The following is a 21037-nucleotide window of genomic DNA, read 5'->3' as shown; positions in this document are numbered from 1 at the left end:
TCCCGCGACACATTAAAGGATCTGCCATGAAAGCTCCCGTCGCTCTCACCCTGTTCCTCGTCACACTCGCCGCAACCCCAGCCACGCACGCCGCGGCACCGGCCATCGCGCCCCCAGGCACCGCCACGCTGGAAGTCCTGCTGGCCTGCAAGGCCGGCTCGGACTTCAGCGAAGCCGACGCCATCGATGCACTGCAGGCCGCTGGCCTGGCCAGGAAACCGGGTGGCACCTTCGAGCCGGAGGACAAGCCGGTCGCCCTGTTCGGCGGTACCGTCACCAGTGCCGATGTGAACGTGGCCGAGGGCGAGAAGAGCCTCTTCGTCTACTTGAACGGCGTTGATTCCAAGCGTCTGGCCAAGGCATGGTCAGTAACCACGGTCAACGAGCACGCCAACACGGAAGAGCCTTCATACGTGAAGGCCATCGACAAGCGCCACACCCTGCACGTGATCGCAGGCGACGACTACGAAGGCTATTCCGCTGCCGTCAAGTGCCAGATCTCTCGATAACGGGTGATGCCCGCTACAGCCAACGCCGCACACGTTGGCGGAACATCGGATACACGTCGGGGAAGCGGGCCAGCAACGCCCGCTCTTCCGGCATGATCTGCAACCAGGTGATGTAGAGCACGAACAACGGCACAGCCAGCAACGCGATCGTGTTCTGCAGGTACCACATTGCGCCAGTGAGGATCGTTGCCTGGCCCAGATACATCGGATTGCGCGTGTAACGGTACATGCCGCGCGTGACCAGCGCGCTTGATGCCGAAGGGCGCAGCGGATTGACCATGGTGCGCGCCCGCTGGAACGCAAGCTTCGGCAGCAGGTTCAGCGCCACACCGATCCCCATCACCCCGCCTGACATCAGCGCCCGCATCGGCAGTGGCAACACCGCCTCCGGCCACAGTCGGCTCCCAAGCCAGCCGATCCCCGCGCACAGCAGCATCACCAGCGGCGGCGGGATCCGGGTCTCAAGCCACCTCATCGCAGTCCCTGCATCGCTGCATTCACCCCAGTGTCACACGGAACCGGCTGAATCGCTTGGATGGCAGCGCCTGAGCCCCGCAAACCGACCGCCCGGTATCTTCCGCTTTGACATGCCGACCGCTAGAGTGGCGCCACCGCGCAGGAGGATCGTATGGCAACCACGGGCTTGGGCTTCATCGGCCGCACGACCCTCATCATCACTGTGCTGCTCACCCTGGGCGGCTGCGCCACGTTGCGCCAGTTCGGGCCGTCGGTGCAGGTGGCCTCGGTCACGCCCGGCCAGTACATCGCGCTCAAGCGCGGTGACATCCTCACTTCCGGCAAGCTCAGCGCGGCGACCACGGAGACCTTGCGGGTGGCCGGCCTCGATGAAGGCGTATGCGCCAAACCGGGCCTGCCCTGCATCGAGGCGATGGAAAGCAGCATCGTGGTGCGCGAGGAGGACAAACGCTCCAGCCTGGCCGAGTTGTGGCTGCAGTATGCGATGACCCTGCCGGCGCCGAAGCGTGAGTACTCGGCATCCGGCCGCGCCAAGAGCGCGATCACCGAGCTGGATGCCGATTTCCAACCGCGCCTGGATGCGTGGATGCAGGTCGCGCGCCAGGCCTATGCCTATCTTTTCTTCACTGAGCGCACCGCCAACCAGCGCGGCTTCGAAGATCGCCAGACCCAGGTGCGCGACTACTACAACCTGGCCGTGCAGGAAGCCTCGGTACAGCTGTACGACGCCTATGCCACGGGCCGCGTGCACGGCCAGGCCAGCCACTTCCAGCTGGGCCGCTGGACCTTCGTGCTGGCCCCTTCAGGCGAAGCATCACCGCTGGATACGCGTACCCCTACCGAACTGGTACCGGCGGCCTCGCTGTCGTTCACTGGCACGCTGCGCAGCGTGCATCGCCGCGATGGCTTCGGTGCCGAGCTGGTGGCGGTAATGAACGATCCGGCTGGCAGCACGGCCACCCCGCCTTCGGCAGCGACGCCCGCCGCGCAGGCAAGCACCTCGGCCGCGCAGAGCTGGAGCGAGATGCCCTCCCCTTCAATGACGGTGCTGCTGCGCTTCTCGGGAAAGAACCTGTGGGAAGTGCTGCACGACGACGAGCCGGAGCTGGAGATCCACGATCCCTACCAGGTCACGGAAGTCACCCTGCATGGCCAACAGGTTCCGCTGGCCGCGAACTTCACCGCCGGCTATGCGTTGTGGCTGGCTCGTTCCAACTTCAGCCACCAGTCGCTGCGCTCGCTGTTCGGTGGCAAGGGCGGCATCGACACGCCGCACCTGTACATGATGCAGCCCTACGATCCGAACCGTCGCGTGCTGCTGATGATCCATGGCCTGGCCAGCAGCCCGGAAGCCTGGGTGAACGTCGCCAACGAACTGATGCGCGACGACGAGATCCGCCAGGACTTCCAGGTCTGGCAGTTCTACTACCCGACCAACATGCCCATCGCGATGAGCCACGATGCGATGCGTCATACACTGTCCGAAGTGCTCAAGCATTTCGACCCCAGCGGCAAGGCGCAGGCTTCGCATGACATGGTGCTGGTCGGGCACAGCATGGGTGGCGTGATCGCGCGGCTGATGATCTCTTCTTCCGGCGATCATCTGGTCGACACCCTGCTGGAGACTGCGCAGATGACGCCGGCACAGCGTGAACTGCTGCGTACCAAGGGCGCACCGGTGCTGACTTTCCTGCCGGAACCGGAAGTGTCGCGCGTGGTATTCATCGCCACGCCACACCGCGGCACCGACGTGGCGGGCACCCGCCTGGGCCGCTGGATCGGTCGCCTGGTGCGATTGCCGCTGACCGTGCTGGAAGACGTGGCCACCATTGCCAACGATGGTCAGATCGACCGCAATGACGGCAAGCACGGCTACCAGATGAACAGCATCCAGAACCTGGACAAGGATGATCCCTTCGTCCGCGCGGTGGCCGACCTGCCGATGTCGCCGAAGGTGCACTACCACTCGATCATCGCGCGCGCCAAGGCCGATGGGCCGCTGGAAAAGACCGACGACGGGCTGGTGCCCTACTGGAGCTCGCACCTGCCGCACGCGGATTCGGAGAAGGTGATCGTATCCGGGCACAGCGTGCAGGAAGCCACGCCGGCCATCGTCGAACTGCGGCGGATCCTGCATGAAGACATGCAGCAGCATTCGGCCACGGTGAAGTAGCTGCGCGCGGCTGAGGGAAAACCCTCATCGCACGTACGCATCAGCCCTTCTATGCTGGATCCCACCACCCCACTGGAGGTCCGCATGAACACGCAAGAGCCCAGCCGCCAGCCCAGCCCCGACCCGGCCGAGCGCGATGCCTTCTTTCCGTCGCCCTACTCGCTGTCGCAGTTCACATCGCCCAAGAGCAACCTGTCCGGTGCCGACTATCCCGACGCACGCCGCGATGGCCGCTGGAAGGTGCTGATGATCGCTGCGGACGAACGCTATCTACCCACTGCCAACGGCCACCTGTTCTCCACCGGCAACCATCCGGTGGAAACCCTGCTGCCGATGTACCACCTGGACAAGGCCGGCTTCGACATCGATGTGGCCACGCTGTCCGGCAACGCCGCCAAATTCGAGTGGTGGGCGTTCCCGCGCGAGGACACGGAGATCGGCGGACTGTACGAACGTTACGAGTCGCGCTTCCGCCAGCCGCTGCCGCTGGACGAGGTGGTCGCCGGCCTTGATGCGGATTCGGACTATGCTGCGGTGTTCATCCCCGGCGGCCATGGCGCCCTGATCGGACTGCCGCAGAGCCGCGCGGTGAAGGCCGTCCTGCACTGGGCGATGGCCCAGAAACGCTACATCATCACCCTGTGCCACGGTCCGGCCGCACTGCTCGCTGCAGGCGTGGACGAGGCCGATGGTGGTTCGCTGTTCCGCGGCTACCGCATCTGCGCCTTCCCCGATGCGATGGACCGGCAGACGCCAGAGATCGGCTACATGCCCGGGCAGCTGCCGTGGTTCTTCGGTGAGCGCCTGGCGCAGCAGGGCGTGCAGATCGTCAACGATGGCATCGACGGCAGCGTGCTGCAGGATCGCCTGCTGCTGACCGGCGACAGCCCGCTGGCCGGTAATGCGCTGGGCAAGCTGGCCGCGCGCACGCTGCTCGACGCCCTGGCCGGGCGCTGACCCGGATGAGCGAACTGGTGCAGGCGTTGCTGGAACTGGAACGCGCCCGCTCACTGAGTGCGGTGGGCGCCGTACTACGCAGCATTTCTGCACCACTCGGCTACGACCGCGTGCTGGTGTTCGCCACCGGCACGGGGTTGGAGCGCGGTACACAGCGTGTGTACTGGATCGAGGGCGACTGGTTCGGCGATGGCAGCGATACCGACCTTGCGCGCTACCTCCACACCTGCCCAGTCAATCGCCACGTGCTGGACAGCGATGCGCCGTTCTTCTGGAGCAAGCGCCAGGGTGTTCGCGGCGAACGCTATCAGGTGGTGAAGCAGCCACGTGGTGAAGGCCTGCACGGTCTGCAGGTGCCGGTGTTCGGCACCACCGGTCTGGAAGGCGCGATCAGTTTTGCCGGGACAGCGATCGATGCATCGGCCAGCGCGCGCCTGCAGCTGGAAGCTGCTGCAGCTGCAGCATTCCGGGCCGCGCGCCATCTGGCCGAATCGCCTGCCGAGCTTTCAGGAAGCGCACTGAGCAACCGCGAGCGCGAAGTGCTGCGCTGGGTCGCCGCTGGCCGTCGCCAAGCTGAGATCGCGGCCACGCTTGGGCTTTCCACGCGCACCGTGGAGAACCACCTGCGCCACGCGCGGCAACGGCTGGGTGTGGCGACCACCGCGCAGGCAGTGCGTGCTGCCAGCCGTCGCGGCGAGATCGAAGACTGATCACGGCGAGACACTTCCGGCGGCCTGGTTTGCGTGTTACACACGCCATGCGCATGTGCGCGATTGCAGAAAGCAAGGATGATGCTTATGAAACTGCAACTGGCCGCGATGGCCGCATTGATGTTGGCATTGGGTAGTGTGGTACCGGCAACCGGCCACGCGGCCGGGTCCCCCGGATCGACGACCGATTGCGTGCCCGTAAGACTGGGGCCCAACCTCGTGCATCAGCGCTGCACCGTCACCCGCACTCTGGCAGACGGCACCGTTTTCACGTCGGTGTACTGGATAGACGAGAACGGTCAGTGGTACCTCCCGGCAGACTGATCTGCATCGGACACCAACTACGACAAGGAGTGTGATCAATGACGCTGCACAATCGAATGACCGCTTTTTCTTTCGCTGCAGTAGTCGCACTTGCTGCCCTGGTGCCCTCGCCGCCAGCGAATGCAGCCGAAGAGGTCGGCCTGCAGGAGGAGTGCGTGCCCTTCCGCATCAGCGGCAACGTGTTCCACCAGCGTTGCACGCTGTACGTGGTCCATGACGACGGCACCCGCGTGGCCAGCGACCACTACAACCGCGACGAGAACGGGATGATCTACGACCCCTGATCGGGCAAGGGGCATCTGCCGGGCGGAGCGTCCAGCGCCCGTCCGGCATCTCCCAGTCGCCCATCCCGGCATACCGCTGCCCTCGCCTTCCATGGCATGCTTCATGAAACCGTTTTCATGGAATGGAGGGATTCCACGATGTTGTCGCGTTTCCGTCGCCCCGCGCTGTGTGCGCTGTTGGCGCTTGCGCTGCCTGCCGTCGCCTGGGCTGCTGCACCGGCGCCACTCAAAGTGATGTCGTTCAATGTCCGCACCCCGGCCGATACCGAACCGGGCAAGCGCTGGCCCGACCGCCGCGATGCCATGGTCAAGGTCATCCTCGATGCGCGCCCGGCTGTGATCGGCACCCAGGAACTGGTGAAGGAGCAGGCCGACTACCTGTCCGAACACCTGCCCGGCTACCACTGGTTCGGCGAAGGCCGCCGCGGTGGCAGCGGTGACGAACACATGGGCGTGTTCTACGACAGCAAGGTGCTGGCCATCGAGGAGTCCGGCAACTTCTGGTTGTCCGATACGCCCGACGTACCCGGCAGCATCACCTGGGGCAACCTGTACCCGCGCATGGTCACCTGGGCCCTGTTCCGCCGCCTGGACGATGGCCGTCGTTTCTATTTCATGAATACCCACCTGCCCTACCGCGACGAGGATGAACCGCGCCGGGTGAAGGGTGCCGAGCTGATCGGCAAGCGCGTGGAAGCCCTGCCGGCCGATCTGCCGGTGGTCCTGACGGGTGACTTCAACAGCGAGCCCGGTGGTGACACCTACAAGGCATTCACCCGCCTGCTGCAGGACACCCGTAACCAGGTGAAGGTTCCGCAGGGGCCACGCCTGACCTTCCACGATTTCACCGGCAAGGCCACCGTGCAGCTGGACTGGGTGCTGGTGCGTGGCTTCCATGCACGCAGCTTCCTGACCGATGACCGTCGCATCGACGGCGTGCTGCCGTCGGATCATTTCCCGCTGGTGGTCGAGCTGGACTGGCCTGAGTAGAATCCGGTCGAATCCAAAACAATCATACTGACTGAATGGACACACCTTGGCGCGAAGATGCATCTGTCTTCATTTCTTACGCTTGGGGCGGGCAATTTCATGCAAAGGAATGGATCCGTAGCGACATTGTCCGCAACTTGGATTGGAAGTATCGAGTCTTTTGGGACAGGGACAGCGTCGGTTTTGGTCAAAACATCGACAAGCTGATTGAACGCGCGTTTGCGGAACGCCCACTGATCGTTTTCTGCCTTTGTGACAGCGACTTTCTCTCGGCCATGTCGAGACCCGGCTCAGGATTGAATCGCGAACTGGCTATGCTGGAGAAGCACGTGGATCAGTCCGACGTGCGAATCGTCCCAGTCATCCTCGATGCTGAAGCCCGCACAGCACTCCCTCCTGTTCTTCAAGGACGAGCATACCTGGATCTCACCGAACTGCATTCGGAAAGCATTCCATTGGGTGAATTTCTGCTCGCGGCAACCGATGGATCCACGCAAGCCCAGATTACACAGGGGGTACAGCAGCGTCTCGAGTATCACGCACTGAGCAAACGTGCACTTTGCTGGCTTCAGCACCACGGAGTGAGATTTACCGGCTCAGCGAGAACCCATGAAGTTCTCTACAACGGCAGGCTCCTTACGCCACCAGACTGGATGTACGAGAGCCCCGACTGGAACTACATGATTCACGATGACAACGAGGACTTCTGTCCGGCAAAGGGTCGCTGGCTCTGGGACCATAGCGGTCCTTCTCTCGCGATGCGGGCCCTGGGAACTGCTGTTGCTTCGGTGCTGTTCCTTGACCGTTCAAGGCCGGAGCTGCATGGAGCATTCAATTCAGCCGGCTCCGTTCTTGCTGAAAAATTTTTCTGCTACATCAAGTCCCATGAATCATTTCATGTTGATGGAGAAGAGATCATTAGAACGTTACTGAATAGTTCCGATGGCTACCGCGTGATGTCGCGTCTATTCCCACCTGCAGGCCAAGTGTAATTCTGGAAGTGTGGCCATTGCTTCGTTCAGGATCTCAATGCGGTGCAATCTCAATGCCGCGGCTGTCGCGACATCAGCCGGTACAGCGCCTGATGCTGGTTGCGTGCCTGGCAGATGCGGGCACCGACCGCCAGAAACACGGAGATGCCGATCAGGCCCAGCCCCAGCATCTGGTCCGGCAGGCGCATGAAGCCGATCGCAGCCGCCATGGTAGCCAACACCATCAGCACTACGACCGCTACCGACAGCCCTGCGCCAGGCGGTCCCGGATCACCAAACAGCATGCGCTGGGTATCACGTTTGTCGTCGCTCATCGCCTTCCCTCCTGGAATCTGCCCCACTAGTTACACCGCAGGCCCCGGTTCTGGCAGAGTCAGAAACGTCATGACTGTGACAACGTCCACAGCAAGCGACGCGCTACCCTCCCTCCATTCCCGATCTGCGGAGGACGTCATGGCGCACCAGAGCCGTCTGGCCGGATTCATCATCGACTGCGAAGACACGCCCGCTGACGAAGGCGCACGCTTCTGGGCGACCGCCCTCGGCCTGCAGGCGCAGCCATCGTATGGCGAAGATGGCGCCGAGTACGCCGACCTGCAGGGCGCACCCGCGGGTCTGAACGTGGAAGTGCAACGTGTCGCTCACCCCTCACGGGTGCACCTGGACATCGAGAGCGACGACATCGATGCCGAGGCAGATCGACTGGAAAAACTCGGCGCGCGCCGGATCGGCTTCGTCAAACGCTGGTGGATGATGGAAGCACCCACCGGCCATCGCTTCTGCATCGTGCCCATGCGCGAGCGCGACACACCGGCCAATCATTGGCCCTGACAGAAGAAAGGGACGGAAGCCACTGCTTCCGTCCCTTGCGGTTACTGCACCTGCGCCACGCTGGGTTGCTGCGGCGATTGCCCCCAGCCACCCAGCGCCTTGTACACGCCCACCACGCTGACATTGACCTCGGACTCAGCCGCCGCCAACGCATCGTCGGCCGCCAGCTGCGTGCGCTGCGCATCCAGCAGGGTCAGGAAGTCTTCCGAGCCCTCGCGGTAGCGGATCTGCGCCAGCGACTCAGCCCGGCGTGCCGCCTGCGCCTGCTCGACCACGATCGCCAGCCGCGCCTGCTGCTTGGAATAGCGGGTCAGCGCGTTCTCGGTGTCTTCCAGCGCCAGCAGCACGGCCTGCTCATACTGCGCAGCCACACCCTCGGCTTCAGCCTTGCTGGCACGCAGGCGTGCACGCACGGTGCCGAAGTCGAACGCGGCCCAGCTCAGCGACGGCGTCAGCGACCAGGCCTTGTTGTTGCCATTGACCAGGCCACTGGCGTCGCCGCCAAGGAAGCCGACGAAACCGGACAGTGACAGCCGCGGGAACAGGTCCGCAGTGGCCACGCCCACCCGCGCGGTGGCAGCGGCCAGGCGACGCTCGGCCACGCGTACGTCGGCGCGTTGGCGCAGCAGCTCGCGGGTATCGCCCAGCGGCAGCGCCTTGGCAAATGCCGGCACGTCGTGCGGCGCAAGCATGGCAGTCAGCGTTTCCGGACGCTGGCCCAGCAGAACCGCCAGGCGATTGCGCGACTGCGTTTCGGCCACTTCCAGCAGCGGGATATCGGCCTCGATCGCCTTCAGCCGGGCGCGACTGCTCTGCACGTCCAGCTCGCTGCCGGCGCCCAGCTCCCAGCGCGCCTCGGTCAGCTTCTGCGTATCGCGCAGGTTGACCAGGGTGTGCTGGGCCACCGCGATGCGCTTCTGCGTACCGCGCAGCTCGAAGTAGTTGCGTGCCACTTCGGCGGCGACCAGTACCTGCGCATCGGCCAGGTTGGCCTGCTCGGCGTCCAGGTCGGCGCGCGCGGCTTCTGCTGCACGGCGCTTGCGGCCGAACAGATCCAGCTCCCAGCCGGCATCGAAGCCGAGCTGGTAGCTTTCACTGAACACCCGCTGCCCACCCAGCTGCGGATCGGGTTGCTTGCGGCGGTCGTAGCTGCCGCCCGCGGTGATGTGCGGGGCCTGGTCGAAGCGGCTTTCGACGAACACCGCACGGGCCTGGCTGACGCGGGCCACGGCCACGCGCAGGTCCAGGTTATCCGACAGTGCACCGTGCACCAGTTCTTCCAGCACCGGATCATCGAACTGCGCCCACCAGCTGGCCACCGGCGAGGTAGTGCTGAACACAGGCTGCTGCGCCCCCTGCAGCACCACCGGTTCCTGCACCGGCGCCTTGTAGTTCGGGCCGACGCTGACACAGCCCGCCAGCACCAGGCTGGAGACGGCCATCGCCAACGTGCGGATCACCATGGCAGCACCTCGCCCAGGTAGGTGAAGCTGCCGCTGGCACCGGATTCACCGATGAGTGCCATTTCCACGCTGGAGCGTGCACCTTCGCTGATTTCGATCTCGCCGTTGCCGCCGTTCATGTCGGTCTTGACGTAGCCCGGATGCACGGTATTGACCTTGATCGGCGTGTTGCGCAGTTCGTAGGCCAGGCTCAGGGTCCAGCTGTTCACCGCCGCCTTGGAGGCGTTGTAGGCCGGAATCTTGAAGTCGTAGATGCCCGAGGAGGGATCCGCGTGCAGGGTCTGCGAGCCGAGCATGCTGGACACATTGACGATGCGGCCAGACTTGGCCTGCTTGACCAGCGGCAGGAAGGCCTGGGTTACCGCCACCAGCGCATAGACGTTGGTGTCGAAAGTGCGCTTCCAGGTATCGAGTGACTGTTCCGACGGCGCCTGCGCCGGGTTCTCGATCATGATGCCGGCGTTGTTGACCAGGATGTCGAGGCGGCCATGGCGCTGGCGTATCTGCTCGACCGCTTCGGCAATGCTGGCCGCGTCGGTCACGTCCAGTTGCAGGGCTTCGACCGGCAGGCCTTCAGCCTGCAGCTTCAGCGCCAGCTCAACGGCGGTCTCACGCTTGCGACCGGCCAGCAGCGTGTGCACGCCCGCCTGGGCCAGCTGGCGCACGGTTTCCAGGCCGATGCCACGGGTGGCGCCGGTGACCAGCGCGATCTTGTTCTGATGGGTATTCATGGATGCATGCCTTGTGAGGGGAAAGCCGCCGCCGGCCATTGACCGGCGGCGACGGGGTTCCATGTCAGTGGTGGATGGTCGGCTCGCCGTGCTGCACCAGCTGGCCACCACCGTTGCGGGTGACGAACTTGCGCAGGGCCACGTAGAACACCGGGGTGAGGAACAGGCCGAACAGGGTCACGCCCAGCATGCCGGCGAACACGGTGATACCGGTCACCGAGCGCACCTCGGCACCTGCACCGTGCGACAGCACAAGCGGCACGGTGCCGGCGATGAACGCGATGGAGGTCATCACGATCGGGCGCAGGCGCAGGCGGCAGGCTTCCAGCGCAGCTTCAACGATTCCCTTGCCGCCCATCTCCAGTTCTCTGGCGAACTCGACGATCAGGATCGCGTTCTTGCACGCCAGGCCCATCAGCACCACCAGGCCGACCTGCACGAACACGTTGTTGTCACCGCCGGTCAGCCAGACGCCGAACAGCGCGGACAGTAGGGTCATCGGCACGATCAGGATCACCGCCAGCGGCAGCGACCAGCTCTCGTACAGCGCGGCCAGCACCAGGAAGGCCAGCATGATCGCCACCGGGAACACGATGAAGGCGGCTTTGCCCTGGGTCGCCTGCTGGTAGCTCAGGTCGGTCCATTCGGTGGTCATGCCCACCGGCAGCACCTTGCCGGCGATCTCGGTCAGCTTGGTCATCGCCTCGGCCGAGGACAGCAGGCGCGGGTCGGCTTCACCGGCCAGGTCCGCTGCCGGGTAGCCATTGAAGCGCAGCACCGGGTCCGGGCCGAAGGTCTGCTTGATGGTGACCATCGAACCGATCGGCACCATCTCGCCGCGGTCGTTGCGGGTACGCAGCTTGCCGATGTCCTCGACCGTCTCGCGGAACGGACCGTCTGCCTGGGCGATCACCTGCCAGGTACGACCGAACTGGTTGAAGTCGTTGACGTAGGCCGAACCCAGGTAGGTCTGCAGGGTGTCGAACAGTTCGGTGAGCTGCACGCCCTGTGCCTTGGCCTTGACGCGGTCGACCTCGGCATCCAGCTGCGGCACGTTGGCCTGGTAGCTGGAAATCGGGAAGGCCATGCCCGGCGTCTGCGCCACGGTGCCCTGCATCGCCTGCACCGCATTCTGCAGCGCGCCGTAGCCCAGGTTGCCGCGGTCCTCGATGAACATCTGGTAGCCGTTGCCGTTGCCCAGGCCGAGGATCGGCGGCGGCATCATCGCGAAGGCGAAGCCTTCCTGCAGGCCGGCGATCTTCTGGTTGATCTCGGCATTGATCTGCGCAGCGGTACGGCCATGACGCTCGGCGAAGGGCTTGAGCGGAATGAACGCCACACCGGTATTGGGCGTATTGGTGAACTGCAGCGCGTTCAGGCCCGGGAACGAGATGGTGTGGGCCACGCCATCGGTTTCCTGGGCGATCTTGGCCACCTTGCGCAGCATTTCATCGGTACGCGCGATCGACGAACCTTCCGGCAGCTTCACGCCGGCGATCAGGTACAGCTTGTCCTGGGTCGGGATGAAGCCCGGCGGCACCAGCTTGAAGATCACGCCGGTACCGACCAGCAGGATCGCGTAGACCACGAACACCGCGCCACGTCGGCCGAGGATGCGGGCCACGCCACGCTCGTACTTCTCCGAGCTGGACTTGAAGAAGCGGTTGAACGGGCGGAATACCCACCCGAACAGGCGGTCGATCAGGCGGCTCGGGCCATCCTTCGGTGCGCCGTGGGCCTTCAGCAGGCGCGCGGCCAGGGCCGGCGACAGGGTCAGTGAGTTGATCGCCGAGATCACCGTGGAGATGGCGATGGTGACCGCGAACTGCTTGTAGAACTGGCCGGTGACACCGGACAGGAACGCCATCGGCACGAACACGGCACACAGCACCAACGCGATCGCCACGATCGGGCCGGACACTTCGCGCATGGCCTGGTGGGCCGCGGCGGTGGGCGACAGGCCTTCCTCGATGTTGCGCTCGACGTTCTCCACCACCACGATCGCGTCGTCGACCACGATGCCGATCGCCAGCACCAGGCCGAACAGGCTCAGCGTATTGATCGAGAAGCCCAGCAGGTACAGCGCGGCGAAGGTACCCACCACCGACACCGGCACCGCGATCAACGGGATGATCGAGGCACGCCAGGTCTGCAGGAACAGGATCACCACCAGCACCACCAGCGCGATCGCTTCCAGCAGCGTGGAGACCACGGCCTTGATCGAGTCACGCACGAAGATGGTGGTGTCATACACGGCTTCGTACTTCACGTCGGCCGGCATGGTCTTCTGCATCTCGTCCATCGTCGAGATGACCTGGTCACGGATTTCCAGCGCGTTCGCACCTGGCGACTGGAAGATGCCGATACCGACCGCGTTCTTGCCGTCCAGCTGCGAGCGCAGGGTGTAGTCGCCCGCACCCAGCTCCAGGCGGGCCACGTCGGACAGGCGCACGATCTCGCCATCGGTGCCGCTCTTGAGCACGATGTCGCCAAATTCCTTTTCGGTCTTCAGTCGGCCCTGGGCATTGATCAGGGTCAGGAACTTGCTGTCCGGCAGCGGTTCGGCGCCGAGCTGGCCGGCTGACACCTGCACGTTCTGCTCGCGCATGGCGCGCACCACGTCGCTGGCGGTCAGGCCGCGCGAAGCCACCTTGTCCGGATCCAGCCAGGCGCGCATGGCGTAGTCGCCACCACCGAAGATCTGCGCATCACCGACGCCCGGAATGCGCGCCAGTGCATCCTTGACGTGCAGGCGGGCGTAGTTGCGCAGGTACAGGGTGTCGTACTTGCCTTGCGGGGAGGTCAGGTGCACCACCATCAGGAAGGTCGGCGACTGCTTCTGGGTGGTCACGCCCTGCCGGCGCACGTCCTCGGGCAGGCGCGCCTGCGCCTGCGCCACGCGGTTCTGCACCTTCACCGCCGCTGCGTCCGGGTCGGTGCCCGGGCGGAAGGTGACAGTCATCTGCAGCACGCCGTCGGAACCGGCGACCGACTTCAGGTACATCATGCCTTCGACGCCGTTGATGGCTTCTTCAAGCGGCGTGGCGACGGTCTCGGCGATGACCTTGGGGTTGGCGCCCGGATAGACCGTGCGCACGACCACCGACGGCGGCACCACTTCCGGGTACTCGCTGATCGGCAGGATTGGAATCGTGATCAGGCCTGCGGCGAAGATCACGATCGACAGCACCGCCGCGAAGATCGGCCTGTCGATGAAGAAACGGGAAAAGTCCATGGAGGAATTCCTGGGAAAGGCATTCGGCGGGCAACAGCCGCCCTGCCCCTCGCCGAAATGACGAAGGCAGGGAAGGCTGCCGCTGGCGCCGGCAGCTAAGCGGGGACGCGGATCAGTGCTTCAGGGCGGCGGTGGCATCGCGGCCCGGTGCCGGCGCCGGCTGTGGCTGCATCGCCACCGCCTTGGCCTGCACCGGCATGCCCGGCATGAAGACCTTCTGCACGCCGTCGATGATCACCTTGTCGCCCGCGGCCAGGCCGTGTTCGACAATGCGCAGGCCATCAGCGGTGCGACCGAGCTGGATGTCGCGGCGCTGGGCCTTGCCATCCTTGTCGACCACGTAGACATACTTGCGGTCCTGGTCGGTCAGCACGGCCTTGTCATCGATCAGCAGCGCCTGGAACTGGCCGCTGCCGAGCAGCTGCACGCGGGCGAACAGGCCCGGCGTGAACTGGCGGTCGGCGTTGTCCAGCAGTGCGCGGACGCGGATGGTGCCGGTGCTGCGGGCGACCTGGTTGTCGAGGAAGTCGACCTTGCCCGAGTGCGGGTAGCCCTCTTCGCCGGACAGGCCAACCTTCACCGGCAGTTCGCTGTCACGCTCGCTCGGGCGCTCGCCCTTGCGTGCCATCTGGGCGTAGCGCAGGAAGGTGCTTTCGTCGGCATCGAAGTAGACAAAGACGGTATCCAGCGAGACCAGCGTGGTCAGCACGCTGGCACTGTCGCCGGCGGTGACCAGGTTGCCGGCGGTGACCATCGCGCGGCCGGCACGGCCGTCGATCGGTGCACGCACCTTGGTGAACTCCAGGTTGAGCCGGGCCGCGTCCAGCGCAGCCTGCGCGGCCTGCACGGCGGCACCGGACTGGTCGGCGGCCGCGCGACGCTGTTCGGCGGTCTCGGTGGAGATCGCCTGCTGCTCGGACAGTCGCTTGGCGCGCTCGGACTCGCTGCGGGCCAGCGTGGCCTGGGTGCGGGCGCGGGCCAGCTCGGCAGCCGCTCGATCGTACTCGGCCTGGTAGCTGCGCGCGTCGATGGTGAAGAGCACTTCGCCCTTCTTCACTTCCTGGCCTTCGACGTAGTTGACCTTGTCGATGTAGCCGGACACGCGCGGGCGCAGTTCAACGCTCTGCACCGCTTCGACGCGGCCGCTGAACTCGTCCCACTGGCTGACCTGCTTGACCAGTACCGGCGCGGCGCTGACCTGCGGCGGCGGCGGTGCACCGGCTTCTTCGGCGTGGCCGCCGCTGCAGGCCGCAAGCACGGCTGCGGCGAGGATCGACACGCCGACCATCGCAATGCGATGGCCGAAACGATGTGGGGTGGTATTGGGGGAAGTCATGGCATGCATCCGTACGGAGGGGTGGTACAGCTATATGAGAACGTGTTGCAAAAATCGGCGGCGTATCCTGCGACCTCAACCATGGTCGAGGTCAAGCGACGCCTGCGGTATCGCGCCACAAAGGGGGAACTTCCAGGTGCAGCAGGCCGCGCGGCAGTTCGGCATCGCTGCTGTCACAGCGGACGATGGCACGGTTGTCGCGGCAACCATCCAGCAGCGACACAACGCGGCGACCCACCAGCAGCGAGCTGGGCCACTCGATGCAGGCATTGGCCGCATTGGCCGGGGTGCACACCGGGCTGCAGACTTCCAGCATCTGCGCGCGCACGCCCAGCGCCTGCGCTTCCTGGTGCACGACCTGCGCGTACATGCGCAGCGCGGCGGTGGTGATCGAGGTCTCGCCGTAGCCCGCCCATGGCTTGGCGTTGGCCGGGCTGCCGATCATCACGTAGCGGCGCGCATGCACGTTGTCCTGCAGCAGCGGCAGCAGGTGACGCACCGCGTGCACGTGCGGCATCAGATCGGCCTGCATCGCGCCCATCAGTTCGTCACCGTTGCGGTCGACCACGCGACCGCGGCGGTACGGTCCACCCATTGCGGCGATCACCGCCGCCAACGGGCGCGGGCGCTGCGCGATGCGTTCGGCCAGCGCGCGCGCCGATCCGTCGTCGCTGAGCGACCCCAGCAGCGTCTCCAGGCCCGGCTCGTCAGCGAACTGCTCGTGCAGCGCCGCCAGCCGGCCCGGATCGCGGCCGACAACCAGTACCGGGCTGCCGGCCTCCAGCAGCGCGCCAACCACACCCTGGCCGACGGCACCGGTGCCGCCCAGGACCAGGACTTCAGGCGTCAGCATCCCATTCACGGGACATTTCCTCCCAAATCCGGGATAGTCCCGATTCGGCGCAGGCGGTCACCCTTGTGAGGGGCCAGGCGGATGGCACCGCCACGCTGCTGACGCATGGGCGCGGTAAACTCACGAAAGTCCTTGTGTACCAAGGAACTCGGACGGGCTTCGACGGTCATCGCCAGGTCCAGGGTGTTCTGGCCGGCGTTCCGGAGTCGGGCAAGAATGTTGCGCAGGCTCATGGCGGACGGGCTCCAATTAACGAATGGCGCCACGATAGACCTCAAACCTTTACTTGATTAGTCCTGATTAAGGGGAATAATCATCCCGCTCCCGGTCCAATCGTTCTGTCACGATTGTCCCATCCCCGACGTCCAGGATCCCCGACCATGTCCCACGATCTCAACGAGACGCTGATCTTCGTCAAAGTGGTCGAGCAAGGCAGCTTCATTGCCGCTGCCAAATCGCTCGGCCTGCCCAAGACCACGGTCAGCCGCAAAGTGCAGGAGCTGGAAACGCGCCTGGGCGCGCGCCTGCTGCACCGGACCACGCGCCGCCTCGGCCTGACCGAAGCCGGTTCGATCTACCACGAACATTGCCAGCGCATCGCGCGCGAACTGGAAGAGGCCGAGAGCGCGGTGAGCCAGCTGCAGTCCGGCCCGCGCGGCTGGCTGCGCTTCACCGTGCCCTATTCGATCGGCATCACCTGGATCGCCCCGCTGCTGGGCCAGTTCCATGCGCAGTACCCGGAAATCCGCCTGGACATGCACATGGGCAACGAGAAGCTGGACCTGATTGCAGGTGAAGCGGACCTTGCGCTGCGCGTGGGAGCCCTGCCCGATTCCAACCTGGTCGCACGCAAGCTCGGCAGCCTGCGCACGCAGGTGTTCGCCAGCCCGGCCTACATCGAGCGCTATGGCGAGCCGCTGCATCCGGAGGAGCTGCAGTTCCATCGCATCCTGGCGATGCGCAAGCCGTACCACACCGGCAATTCGCCGCGCTTCACCTGGCAGCTGGGCGAGAACGGCGGCGAGCTGCGTGACTTCCCGGTCACCCCGCTGATGACCGCCAACGACATGTCTGCGTTGAATGGTGCATTGGTCTGTGGCGAAGGCCTGCTGCTGACCGGCGACGTGATGGCCAAGCCGTTCGTTGAATCGGGCATGGTGCGCCGCGTGCTGGCCGGCTGGACCGGCCCGGAAGTGGACTTCAACGCCGTGTTCGCCGGCGGCCGCCTGGTCTCGCCAAAGGTGCGTGCGTTCGTCGACTTCCTGGTCGAAAAGCTCAACTTCGACGCCAATTACATGCTGGCGCAGTGCCCGGGTGCGAAGCTGGCGCAGCAGCAGAAGGAAAAGGAAGACGCCGCTCTGGAAAGCAGCGGCAAGCGGATCCTGGAGAAGGTGGCCGCTTCGGCGGCGTAGCCTGCAACAAGAGCGCCTACCCATCTCCTGGTAGATGCCGACCTTGGCCGGCATGGCTTACAGAGGGATGCGCTATCGGCGTGCCGAGCAACGCTCGACACCCACAAAAATGCCGCCTGCAAGGGCGGCATTTTCGTTCCGGCCGATGGCCGAACCGGCTCAAGCAGTAACGCTACGCGTTATTGCTTGAGCGGAATCACCCGGATCTCGACACGGCGGTTCTTGGCGCGGCCGGCGTCGGTGCTGTTGTCGGCAATCGGGTACGACTTGCCGGCGCCCAGCGTTTCGATGCGCACGCTCTGCACGCCCTGGCCGATCAGGTACTGCGCGACCGAGTCGGCACGTTCCTTCGACAGGCGGTTGTTGACCGCATCGCTGCCGATGCTGTCGGTGTGGCCGACCACTTCGATCATGGTCTGGTTGTAGTCACGCAGGGTGCCTGCCACGCCATTGAGCGCGCCGTAGAACTGCGGCTTCAGGGTCGACTTGCCGAAGTCGAAAGTGATGCCGTCCGGCAGGTTCAGCATGATGTTGTCGCCCTGGCGCTGCACATCGATGCCGGTGTTGGCAGTGCGCTCGCGCAGTGCGCGTTCCTGGCGATCCTGGTACTGGCCGACGGCGGCGCCGCTGAGCGCACCGATACCGGCGCCGATCAGGGCATGCTGGCGGCGCTCGGTGGCGCTGTCGCCGGTCAGCAGGCCGGCTGCCACGCCGATGGCGGTACCGATCAGGGCGTTGCGCCCGGTGCGGTTCTGCTGCTCGGTGGGGTTGCCGTACTGGTCACTCTGTACGTAGGAGCCGCCGGTGGCGCAGGCCGACAGGACGGCCGCACTCATCAGGGCCAGTGCGACGTTGCGGGTGGTGTTGCGGATCATGAGGTTCTCCTTGGTTTCCGGTCGGCCGGCGGCCTGCGGGCGCAAAGAGAATAAACAGCCCGATGCGATGCCGGAATGATGATCGGGCACACCGACAGGGCCGCGTTCAGCTAACTGACCAGATCGCTCAGGTCGCCCTTTACCCCGCCCCCGACTGGCGGTAAGCCGCCAGCGCGGCGTCGCGGCCCGCGGCCAGGTCCACCAGCGGCGTACGCGGATAGCCCGGGGCATGTGCCGCCAGCAGCAGCGGATGCTGCCAGGGCGCAAACCGGGCCTTCACCGGCATCGCGGCCAGTTCGGGCACCCAGCGGCTGATGTACCGTGCCTGCGGATCGAACTTCTCGGCCTGGGTCACGGGGTTGAACACACGGAAGTACGGTGCCGCATCGGCACCGGTCCCGGCCACCCACTGCCAGCCCATGGTGTTGTTGGCCAGGTCGGCATCAACCAGGGTGTCCCAGAACCAGCGTGCGCCATGCAGCCAGTGCGCGCGCAGGTGCTTGCACAGGTAACTGGCCACGATCATCCGCACCCGGTTGTGCATGTAGCCTGTGTGCCACAGCTCGCGAAGGCCGGCATCGACGATCGGCACGCCGGTGTTGCCGCGTTGCCAGTCGTGCAGTTGCGCGTCACTGGGCGTTGCCCATGGGAAGCGATCGAAACGCGGGTTGAGGTTGTCGGTGGGCGTCTTCGGGAAGTGATGCAGCAGGTGGCAGGCGAAGTCACGCCAGCCCAGCTGGCGCAGGTAGCCGTCGATGTCGGCGTCGGTGCCGGCGCTACGCAGCCCTTCCAGCGCATGGGCAATCCGCCAGGGTGCGATTTCGCCGAAATGCAGGTGCGGCGACAGCCGCGAGGTCCCGACACGGTCCGGCAGGTCACGCTGCTCGCGATACCCGCGCAGGGCACCGTCTTCAAAGACGGACAGAGCTTCCAGCGCACCGGCTTCACCCGGCTGCCAGTGCTCCCAGAAGCCGGTATCCCAGTCCAGCGTCGGCGCCAGCTGGAGATCATCCAATGCCAGGCTGTCGGCCGCGTGCGGCGCCAGTGCTTCCGGTGCGGCCTGCAGTGCCGGCAGGCGCCAATGACTGAGTACATTGCGCCAGTACGGCGTAAATACCTTGTACGGCTGGCCCTGCTGGGTGGCGATGTCCCAAGGCTCGAACAACAGGCTGCCATTGCAGCTCTGCGCGTCGATGCCCTGCTCGCGCAGCATGCGCTTGATGGTGGCGTCGCGTGGCTGGGTGGCCGGTTCGTACTTGCGGTTCCAGTACACCGCCTCGGCGCCAGTCTGCGCGATCAGCAACTGCAGGGCCGGCAGGCTGTCACCACTGCGCAGCACCAGCGAGGAACCGCGCGTGCGCAGGTCCGCATCCAGCGCGGCCAGTGAACGGTGGCGCCACGCATCGGAGGCGGCACCCGGCGCCCACTCACCTTCTTCGTGCGGCGCATGGATGTAGACCGGCACCACGTCGTGACCGGCATCCAGCGCGGCCTGCAGGGCCGGATTATCCTGCAGCCGCAGATCACGGCGGAACCATACCAACGCTACCGACACAGGTACTGCCTTCGTTGTGGAAGGCGCACATGATAGCCAGCGGCGGTGAAGGGGATGCGCGCAGACGCCGTCTGCTAGGCTGCACGGCCGCTACCCGTTGGACTCTGACATGGATGATCTGCACGCCTCATTCGCCCGCTTCGGGCTGCTGCATGCGCAGCACGAGCGTGACTGGCAGGGCCCGTTCCCGCTGCCCACGGCACTGGCGTCGTTCTACGCGCAGGTCGGGCCGCTGGGCGAAGAGATCAATGCCAGGGTTGGCCGCGCCGGCATCACCGTTCCCGGCCTTGATGTCTGGATACCGCCACTGCAGCGCCTGTGGAGCCAGCAGGCCGGCTATCGATGGCATGGCGTCAGCGGCGAACGGATCAACGACTGGCCATCGAACTGGCTGGTGATTGCCGATCGCGGCGCTGATCCGTTCATCCTCGACCTGGACGACGGCCGTGTGCTGTTCAGCCACCACGGTGCCGGCCTGCTGGATGCCGGCGAGATCACTGCCGATGTGCCGACCTTGATGGCGGCTCTGGCTGCTGCAGGCACGGTGTACCTCGATGCCGGCGATGACCTCTACAACGACGATGACGATGGCGGCATCCGTCCTGAACACCAGGACGCAGCCGTACAGGCGGTGGCCCGGGTACTGGGCGACCGCCTGCAGGCCGAGTCGTTCATCGGGACGTTGCTGGACTGAATCCAGCCATGGCGTGGATCTATTTTTCGAAGCGCTTCATCGCTTCGCTGATCAGCGTCCGCGCCTCGGCAGCGTTGCCCCAACCGTTGAGCTGCACCGGGTTGCGCCCGGCCGGCAGGTCCTTGTAGACCCGGAAGAACGCTTCGATGCGCTGTCGTTCGATCTCCGGCAGATCGGCCAGGTCGCGGATGTTGGCGTAGGTCGGGTCAACCTTGTCGGTCGGCACGCCGATGATCTTCTCGTCGTGCTCGCCGCCGTCGACCATCTTCAGGTAGCCGATCGGCCGGAAGCGCACGATCACGCCCGGATGCAGGGGTTCACGGGTCAGCACCAGCGCGTCCAGCGGATCGTTGTCGCCAGCCAACGTGCGCGGCATCGAACCGTAGTTGGCCGGATAGGCGACCGGCATCGACTGGAAGCGATCCACATGCACCAGGCCGTCCTCCTTGATCTCGTACTTGGTGACGCTGCCGGCCGGAATCTCCACCGCCAGGTTCACTTCCTGCGGCGCCTGCTTCGGCTGCGCCACCAGGAACGGGTGCAGCACGCCGTCGGCGGCGGCCACCGCGGTCGCGAGCAGGAGCAGGGCCCCGCCGATGGCAGCCATGGGGACAAGACGGTGCACGGTTTTCATCT

General features: G+C 65.3%; 22 protein-coding genes. 11 read left to right on the top strand and 11 right to left on the bottom strand.

Annotation, left to right across the window (positions count from 1 at the left end):
* Positions 1-26 precede the first annotated feature (26 nt).
* Positions 27-509 (top strand): hypothetical protein, encoded by a 483-nt coding sequence (locus AC5P9P_RS04320; RefSeq protein WP_049404576.1) that lies wholly within the window; start codon positions 27-29, stop codon positions 507-509.
* Between the two features lie 13 nt (positions 510-522).
* On the opposite strand, the gene AC5P9P_RS04315 is transcribed toward AC5P9P_RS04320, so the two are convergent.
* Positions 523-984, bottom strand: coding sequence for a methyltransferase family protein (locus AC5P9P_RS04315; RefSeq protein ID WP_049404577.1), 462 nt, complete (start codon positions 982-984; stop codon positions 523-525).
* A gap of 153 nt (positions 985-1137) precedes the next feature.
* On the opposite strand from AC5P9P_RS04315, the gene AC5P9P_RS04310 reads away from it, so the two are divergent.
* From AC5P9P_RS04310 to AC5P9P_RS04280, 7 genes are all read left to right on the top strand, one after another.
* Complete coding sequence (locus tag AC5P9P_RS04310; protein ID WP_049397840.1) at positions 1138-3159, top strand: esterase/lipase family protein; 2022 nt, start codon at positions 1138-1140, stop codon at positions 3157-3159.
* Positions 3160-3243: 84 nt separating this feature from the next.
* Complete coding sequence (gene hchA, locus AC5P9P_RS04305) at positions 3244-4116, top strand: glyoxalase III HchA (protein WP_033833105.1); 873 nt, start codon at positions 3244-3246, stop codon at positions 4114-4116.
* 5 nt (positions 4117-4121) lie between these two features.
* Positions 4122-4826 (top strand): PA1136 family autoinducer-binding transcriptional regulator, encoded by a 705-nt coding sequence (locus tag AC5P9P_RS04300; protein ID WP_033833099.1) that lies wholly within the window; start codon positions 4122-4124, stop codon positions 4824-4826.
* 87 nt (positions 4827-4913) lie between these two features.
* Entirely contained in the window at positions 4914-5150 is a 237-nt protein-coding gene (locus AC5P9P_RS04295) for a hypothetical protein (protein ID WP_033833098.1), read from the top strand.
* Positions 5151-5206: 56 nt separating this feature from the next.
* Entirely contained in the window at positions 5207-5434 is a 228-nt protein-coding gene (locus AC5P9P_RS04290) for a hypothetical protein (RefSeq protein ID WP_227200225.1), read from the top strand.
* 138 nt (positions 5435-5572) lie between these two features.
* Entirely contained in the window at positions 5573-6424 is an 852-nt protein-coding gene (locus AC5P9P_RS04285; protein ID WP_033833096.1) for an endonuclease/exonuclease/phosphatase family protein, read from the top strand.
* 35 nt (positions 6425-6459) lie between these two features.
* Positions 6460-7416 (top strand): toll/interleukin-1 receptor domain-containing protein, encoded by a 957-nt coding sequence (locus AC5P9P_RS04280; protein WP_080240872.1) that lies wholly within the window; start codon positions 6460-6462, stop codon positions 7414-7416.
* Between the two features lie 50 nt (positions 7417-7466).
* Here AC5P9P_RS04280 and AC5P9P_RS04275 read toward each other — a convergent pair whose 3' ends face one another.
* Positions 7467-7730: a hypothetical protein gene (locus AC5P9P_RS04275; RefSeq protein WP_049395953.1), complete on the bottom strand. Its 264-nt coding sequence runs from the start codon at positions 7728-7730 to the stop codon at positions 7467-7469.
* Positions 7731-7869: 139 nt separating this feature from the next.
* Between AC5P9P_RS04275 and AC5P9P_RS04270 the strand changes: the two genes are divergently transcribed.
* Positions 7870-8247, top strand: a complete 378-nt coding sequence (locus AC5P9P_RS04270) for a VOC family protein (RefSeq protein ID WP_111108835.1) — start codon at positions 7870-7872, stop codon at positions 8245-8247.
* Positions 8248-8288: 41 nt separating this feature from the next.
* Here the strand turns inward: AC5P9P_RS04270 and AC5P9P_RS04265 are convergent, their stop codons facing one another.
* The 6 genes from AC5P9P_RS04265 to AC5P9P_RS04240 all read right to left on the bottom strand — a co-directional run bounded on the left by AC5P9P_RS04265 (position 8289) and on the right by AC5P9P_RS04240 (position 16098).
* Positions 8289-9710: an efflux transporter outer membrane subunit gene (locus AC5P9P_RS04265; protein WP_043035475.1), complete on the bottom strand. Its 1422-nt coding sequence runs from the start codon at positions 9708-9710 to the stop codon at positions 8289-8291.
* Positions 9704-10441, bottom strand: coding sequence for an SDR family oxidoreductase (locus tag AC5P9P_RS04260; protein ID WP_495232606.1), 738 nt, complete (start codon positions 10439-10441; stop codon positions 9704-9706). Before AC5P9P_RS04260 ends, AC5P9P_RS04265 begins: the two co-directional genes overlap by 7 nt.
* A gap of 64 nt (positions 10442-10505) precedes the next feature.
* Positions 10506-13676, bottom strand: a complete 3171-nt coding sequence (locus AC5P9P_RS04255) for an efflux RND transporter permease subunit (protein ID WP_005409111.1) — start codon at positions 13674-13676, stop codon at positions 10506-10508.
* Between the two features lie 112 nt (positions 13677-13788).
* A complete protein-coding gene (locus tag AC5P9P_RS04250) occupies positions 13789-15012 on the bottom strand; it encodes an efflux RND transporter periplasmic adaptor subunit (protein WP_005409110.1) in 1224 nt (407 codons plus the stop codon).
* Between the two features lie 91 nt (positions 15013-15103).
* Complete coding sequence (locus AC5P9P_RS04245) at positions 15104-15874, bottom strand: SDR family NAD(P)-dependent oxidoreductase (protein ID WP_005409109.1); 771 nt, start codon at positions 15872-15874, stop codon at positions 15104-15106.
* Positions 15871-16098, bottom strand: a complete 228-nt coding sequence (locus tag AC5P9P_RS04240) for a hypothetical protein (protein ID WP_005409108.1) — start codon at positions 16096-16098, stop codon at positions 15871-15873. The genes AC5P9P_RS04245 and AC5P9P_RS04240 overlap by 4 nt, the downstream gene beginning before the upstream one ends.
* A 147-nt stretch (positions 16099-16245) precedes the next feature.
* On the opposite strand from AC5P9P_RS04240, the gene AC5P9P_RS04235 reads away from it, so the two are divergent.
* Positions 16246-17277, top strand: coding sequence for a LysR family transcriptional regulator (locus AC5P9P_RS04235; protein ID WP_005409107.1), 1032 nt, complete (start codon positions 16246-16248; stop codon positions 17275-17277).
* Between the two features lie 179 nt (positions 17278-17456).
* Here AC5P9P_RS04235 and AC5P9P_RS04230 read toward each other — a convergent pair whose 3' ends face one another.
* Entirely contained in the window at positions 17457-18152 is a 696-nt protein-coding gene (locus AC5P9P_RS04230; protein ID WP_005409106.1) for a YiaD family glycine zipper/OmpA-like lipoprotein, read from the bottom strand.
* Positions 18153-18291: 139 nt separating this feature from the next.
* Positions 18292-19707, bottom strand: a complete 1416-nt coding sequence (locus AC5P9P_RS04225) for a cryptochrome/photolyase family protein (protein WP_049432135.1) — start codon at positions 19705-19707, stop codon at positions 18292-18294.
* A 109-nt stretch (positions 19708-19816) separates the two neighbouring features.
* Between AC5P9P_RS04225 and AC5P9P_RS04220 the strand changes: the two genes are divergently transcribed.
* Positions 19817-20401 carry a hypothetical protein gene (locus AC5P9P_RS04220; protein ID WP_288469478.1) on the top strand — a complete coding sequence of 195 codons (585 nt, stop codon included), beginning with the start codon at positions 19817-19819 and terminating at the stop codon, positions 20399-20401.
* 19 nt (positions 20402-20420) lie between these two features.
* On the opposite strand, the gene AC5P9P_RS04215 is transcribed toward AC5P9P_RS04220, so the two are convergent.
* Positions 20421-21035, bottom strand: a complete 615-nt coding sequence (locus AC5P9P_RS04215) for an inorganic diphosphatase (protein ID WP_024956423.1) — start codon at positions 21033-21035, stop codon at positions 20421-20423.
* Between the last annotated feature and the right edge of the window lie 2 nt (positions 21036-21037).

This window comes from Stenotrophomonas sp. YJH_SMC_14-1, from assembly GCF_059372275.1.
This window is presented reverse-complemented; position numbering and strand designations above follow the sequence as displayed.

Excerpts from the sequence above, each read along its gene's own strand:
- AC5P9P_RS04320 (WP_049404576.1), top strand. The coding sequence starts at position 27 with ATGAAAGCTCCCGTCGCTCTCACCCTGTTCCTCGTCACACTCGCCGCA.
- AC5P9P_RS04265 (WP_043035475.1), bottom strand. The coding sequence starts at position 9,710 with ATGGTGATCCGCACGTTGGCGATGGCCGTCTCCAGCCTGGTGCTGGCG.
- AC5P9P_RS04220 (WP_288469478.1), top strand. The coding sequence starts at position 19,817 with ATGGATGATCTGCACGCCTCATTCGCCCGCTTCGGGCTGCTGCATGCG.
- AC5P9P_RS04285 (WP_033833096.1), top strand. The coding sequence starts at position 5,573 with ATGTTGTCGCGTTTCCGTCGCCCCGCGCTGTGTGCGCTGTTGGCGCTT.
- AC5P9P_RS04255 (WP_005409111.1), bottom strand. The coding sequence starts at position 13,676 with ATGGACTTTTCCCGTTTCTTCATCGACAGGCCGATCTTCGCGGCGGTG.
- AC5P9P_RS04270 (WP_111108835.1), top strand. The coding sequence starts at position 7,870 with ATGGCGCACCAGAGCCGTCTGGCCGGATTCATCATCGACTGCGAAGAC.
- AC5P9P_RS04240 (WP_005409108.1), bottom strand. The coding sequence starts at position 16,098 with ATGAGCCTGCGCAACATTCTTGCCCGACTCCGGAACGCCGGCCAGAAC.
- AC5P9P_RS04290 (WP_227200225.1), top strand. The coding sequence starts at position 5,207 with ATGACCGCTTTTTCTTTCGCTGCAGTAGTCGCACTTGCTGCCCTGGTG.
- AC5P9P_RS04280 (WP_080240872.1), top strand. The coding sequence starts at position 6,460 with ATGGACACACCTTGGCGCGAAGATGCATCTGTCTTCATTTCTTACGCT.
- hchA (WP_033833105.1), top strand. The coding sequence starts at position 3,244 with ATGAACACGCAAGAGCCCAGCCGCCAGCCCAGCCCCGACCCGGCCGAG.
- AC5P9P_RS04315 (WP_049404577.1), bottom strand. The coding sequence starts at position 984 with ATGAGGTGGCTTGAGACCCGGATCCCGCCGCCGCTGGTGATGCTGCTG.
- AC5P9P_RS04300 (WP_033833099.1), top strand. The coding sequence starts at position 4,122 with ATGAGCGAACTGGTGCAGGCGTTGCTGGAACTGGAACGCGCCCGCTCA.
- AC5P9P_RS04295 (WP_033833098.1), top strand. The coding sequence starts at position 4,914 with ATGAAACTGCAACTGGCCGCGATGGCCGCATTGATGTTGGCATTGGGT.
- AC5P9P_RS04250 (WP_005409110.1), bottom strand. The coding sequence starts at position 15,012 with ATGACTTCCCCCAATACCACCCCACATCGTTTCGGCCATCGCATTGCG.
- AC5P9P_RS04275 (WP_049395953.1), bottom strand. The coding sequence starts at position 7,730 with ATGAGCGACGACAAACGTGATACCCAGCGCATGCTGTTTGGTGATCCG.
- AC5P9P_RS04230 (WP_005409106.1), bottom strand. The coding sequence starts at position 18,152 with ATGATCCGCAACACCACCCGCAACGTCGCACTGGCCCTGATGAGTGCG.
- AC5P9P_RS04260 (WP_495232606.1), bottom strand. The coding sequence starts at position 10,441 with ATGAATACCCATCAGAACAAGATCGCGCTGGTCACCGGCGCCACCCGT.
- AC5P9P_RS04215 (WP_024956423.1), bottom strand. The coding sequence starts at position 21,035 with ATGAAAACCGTGCACCGTCTTGTCCCCATGGCTGCCATCGGCGGGGCC.
- AC5P9P_RS04235 (WP_005409107.1), top strand. The coding sequence starts at position 16,246 with ATGTCCCACGATCTCAACGAGACGCTGATCTTCGTCAAAGTGGTCGAG.
- AC5P9P_RS04310 (WP_049397840.1), top strand. The coding sequence starts at position 1,138 with ATGGCAACCACGGGCTTGGGCTTCATCGGCCGCACGACCCTCATCATC.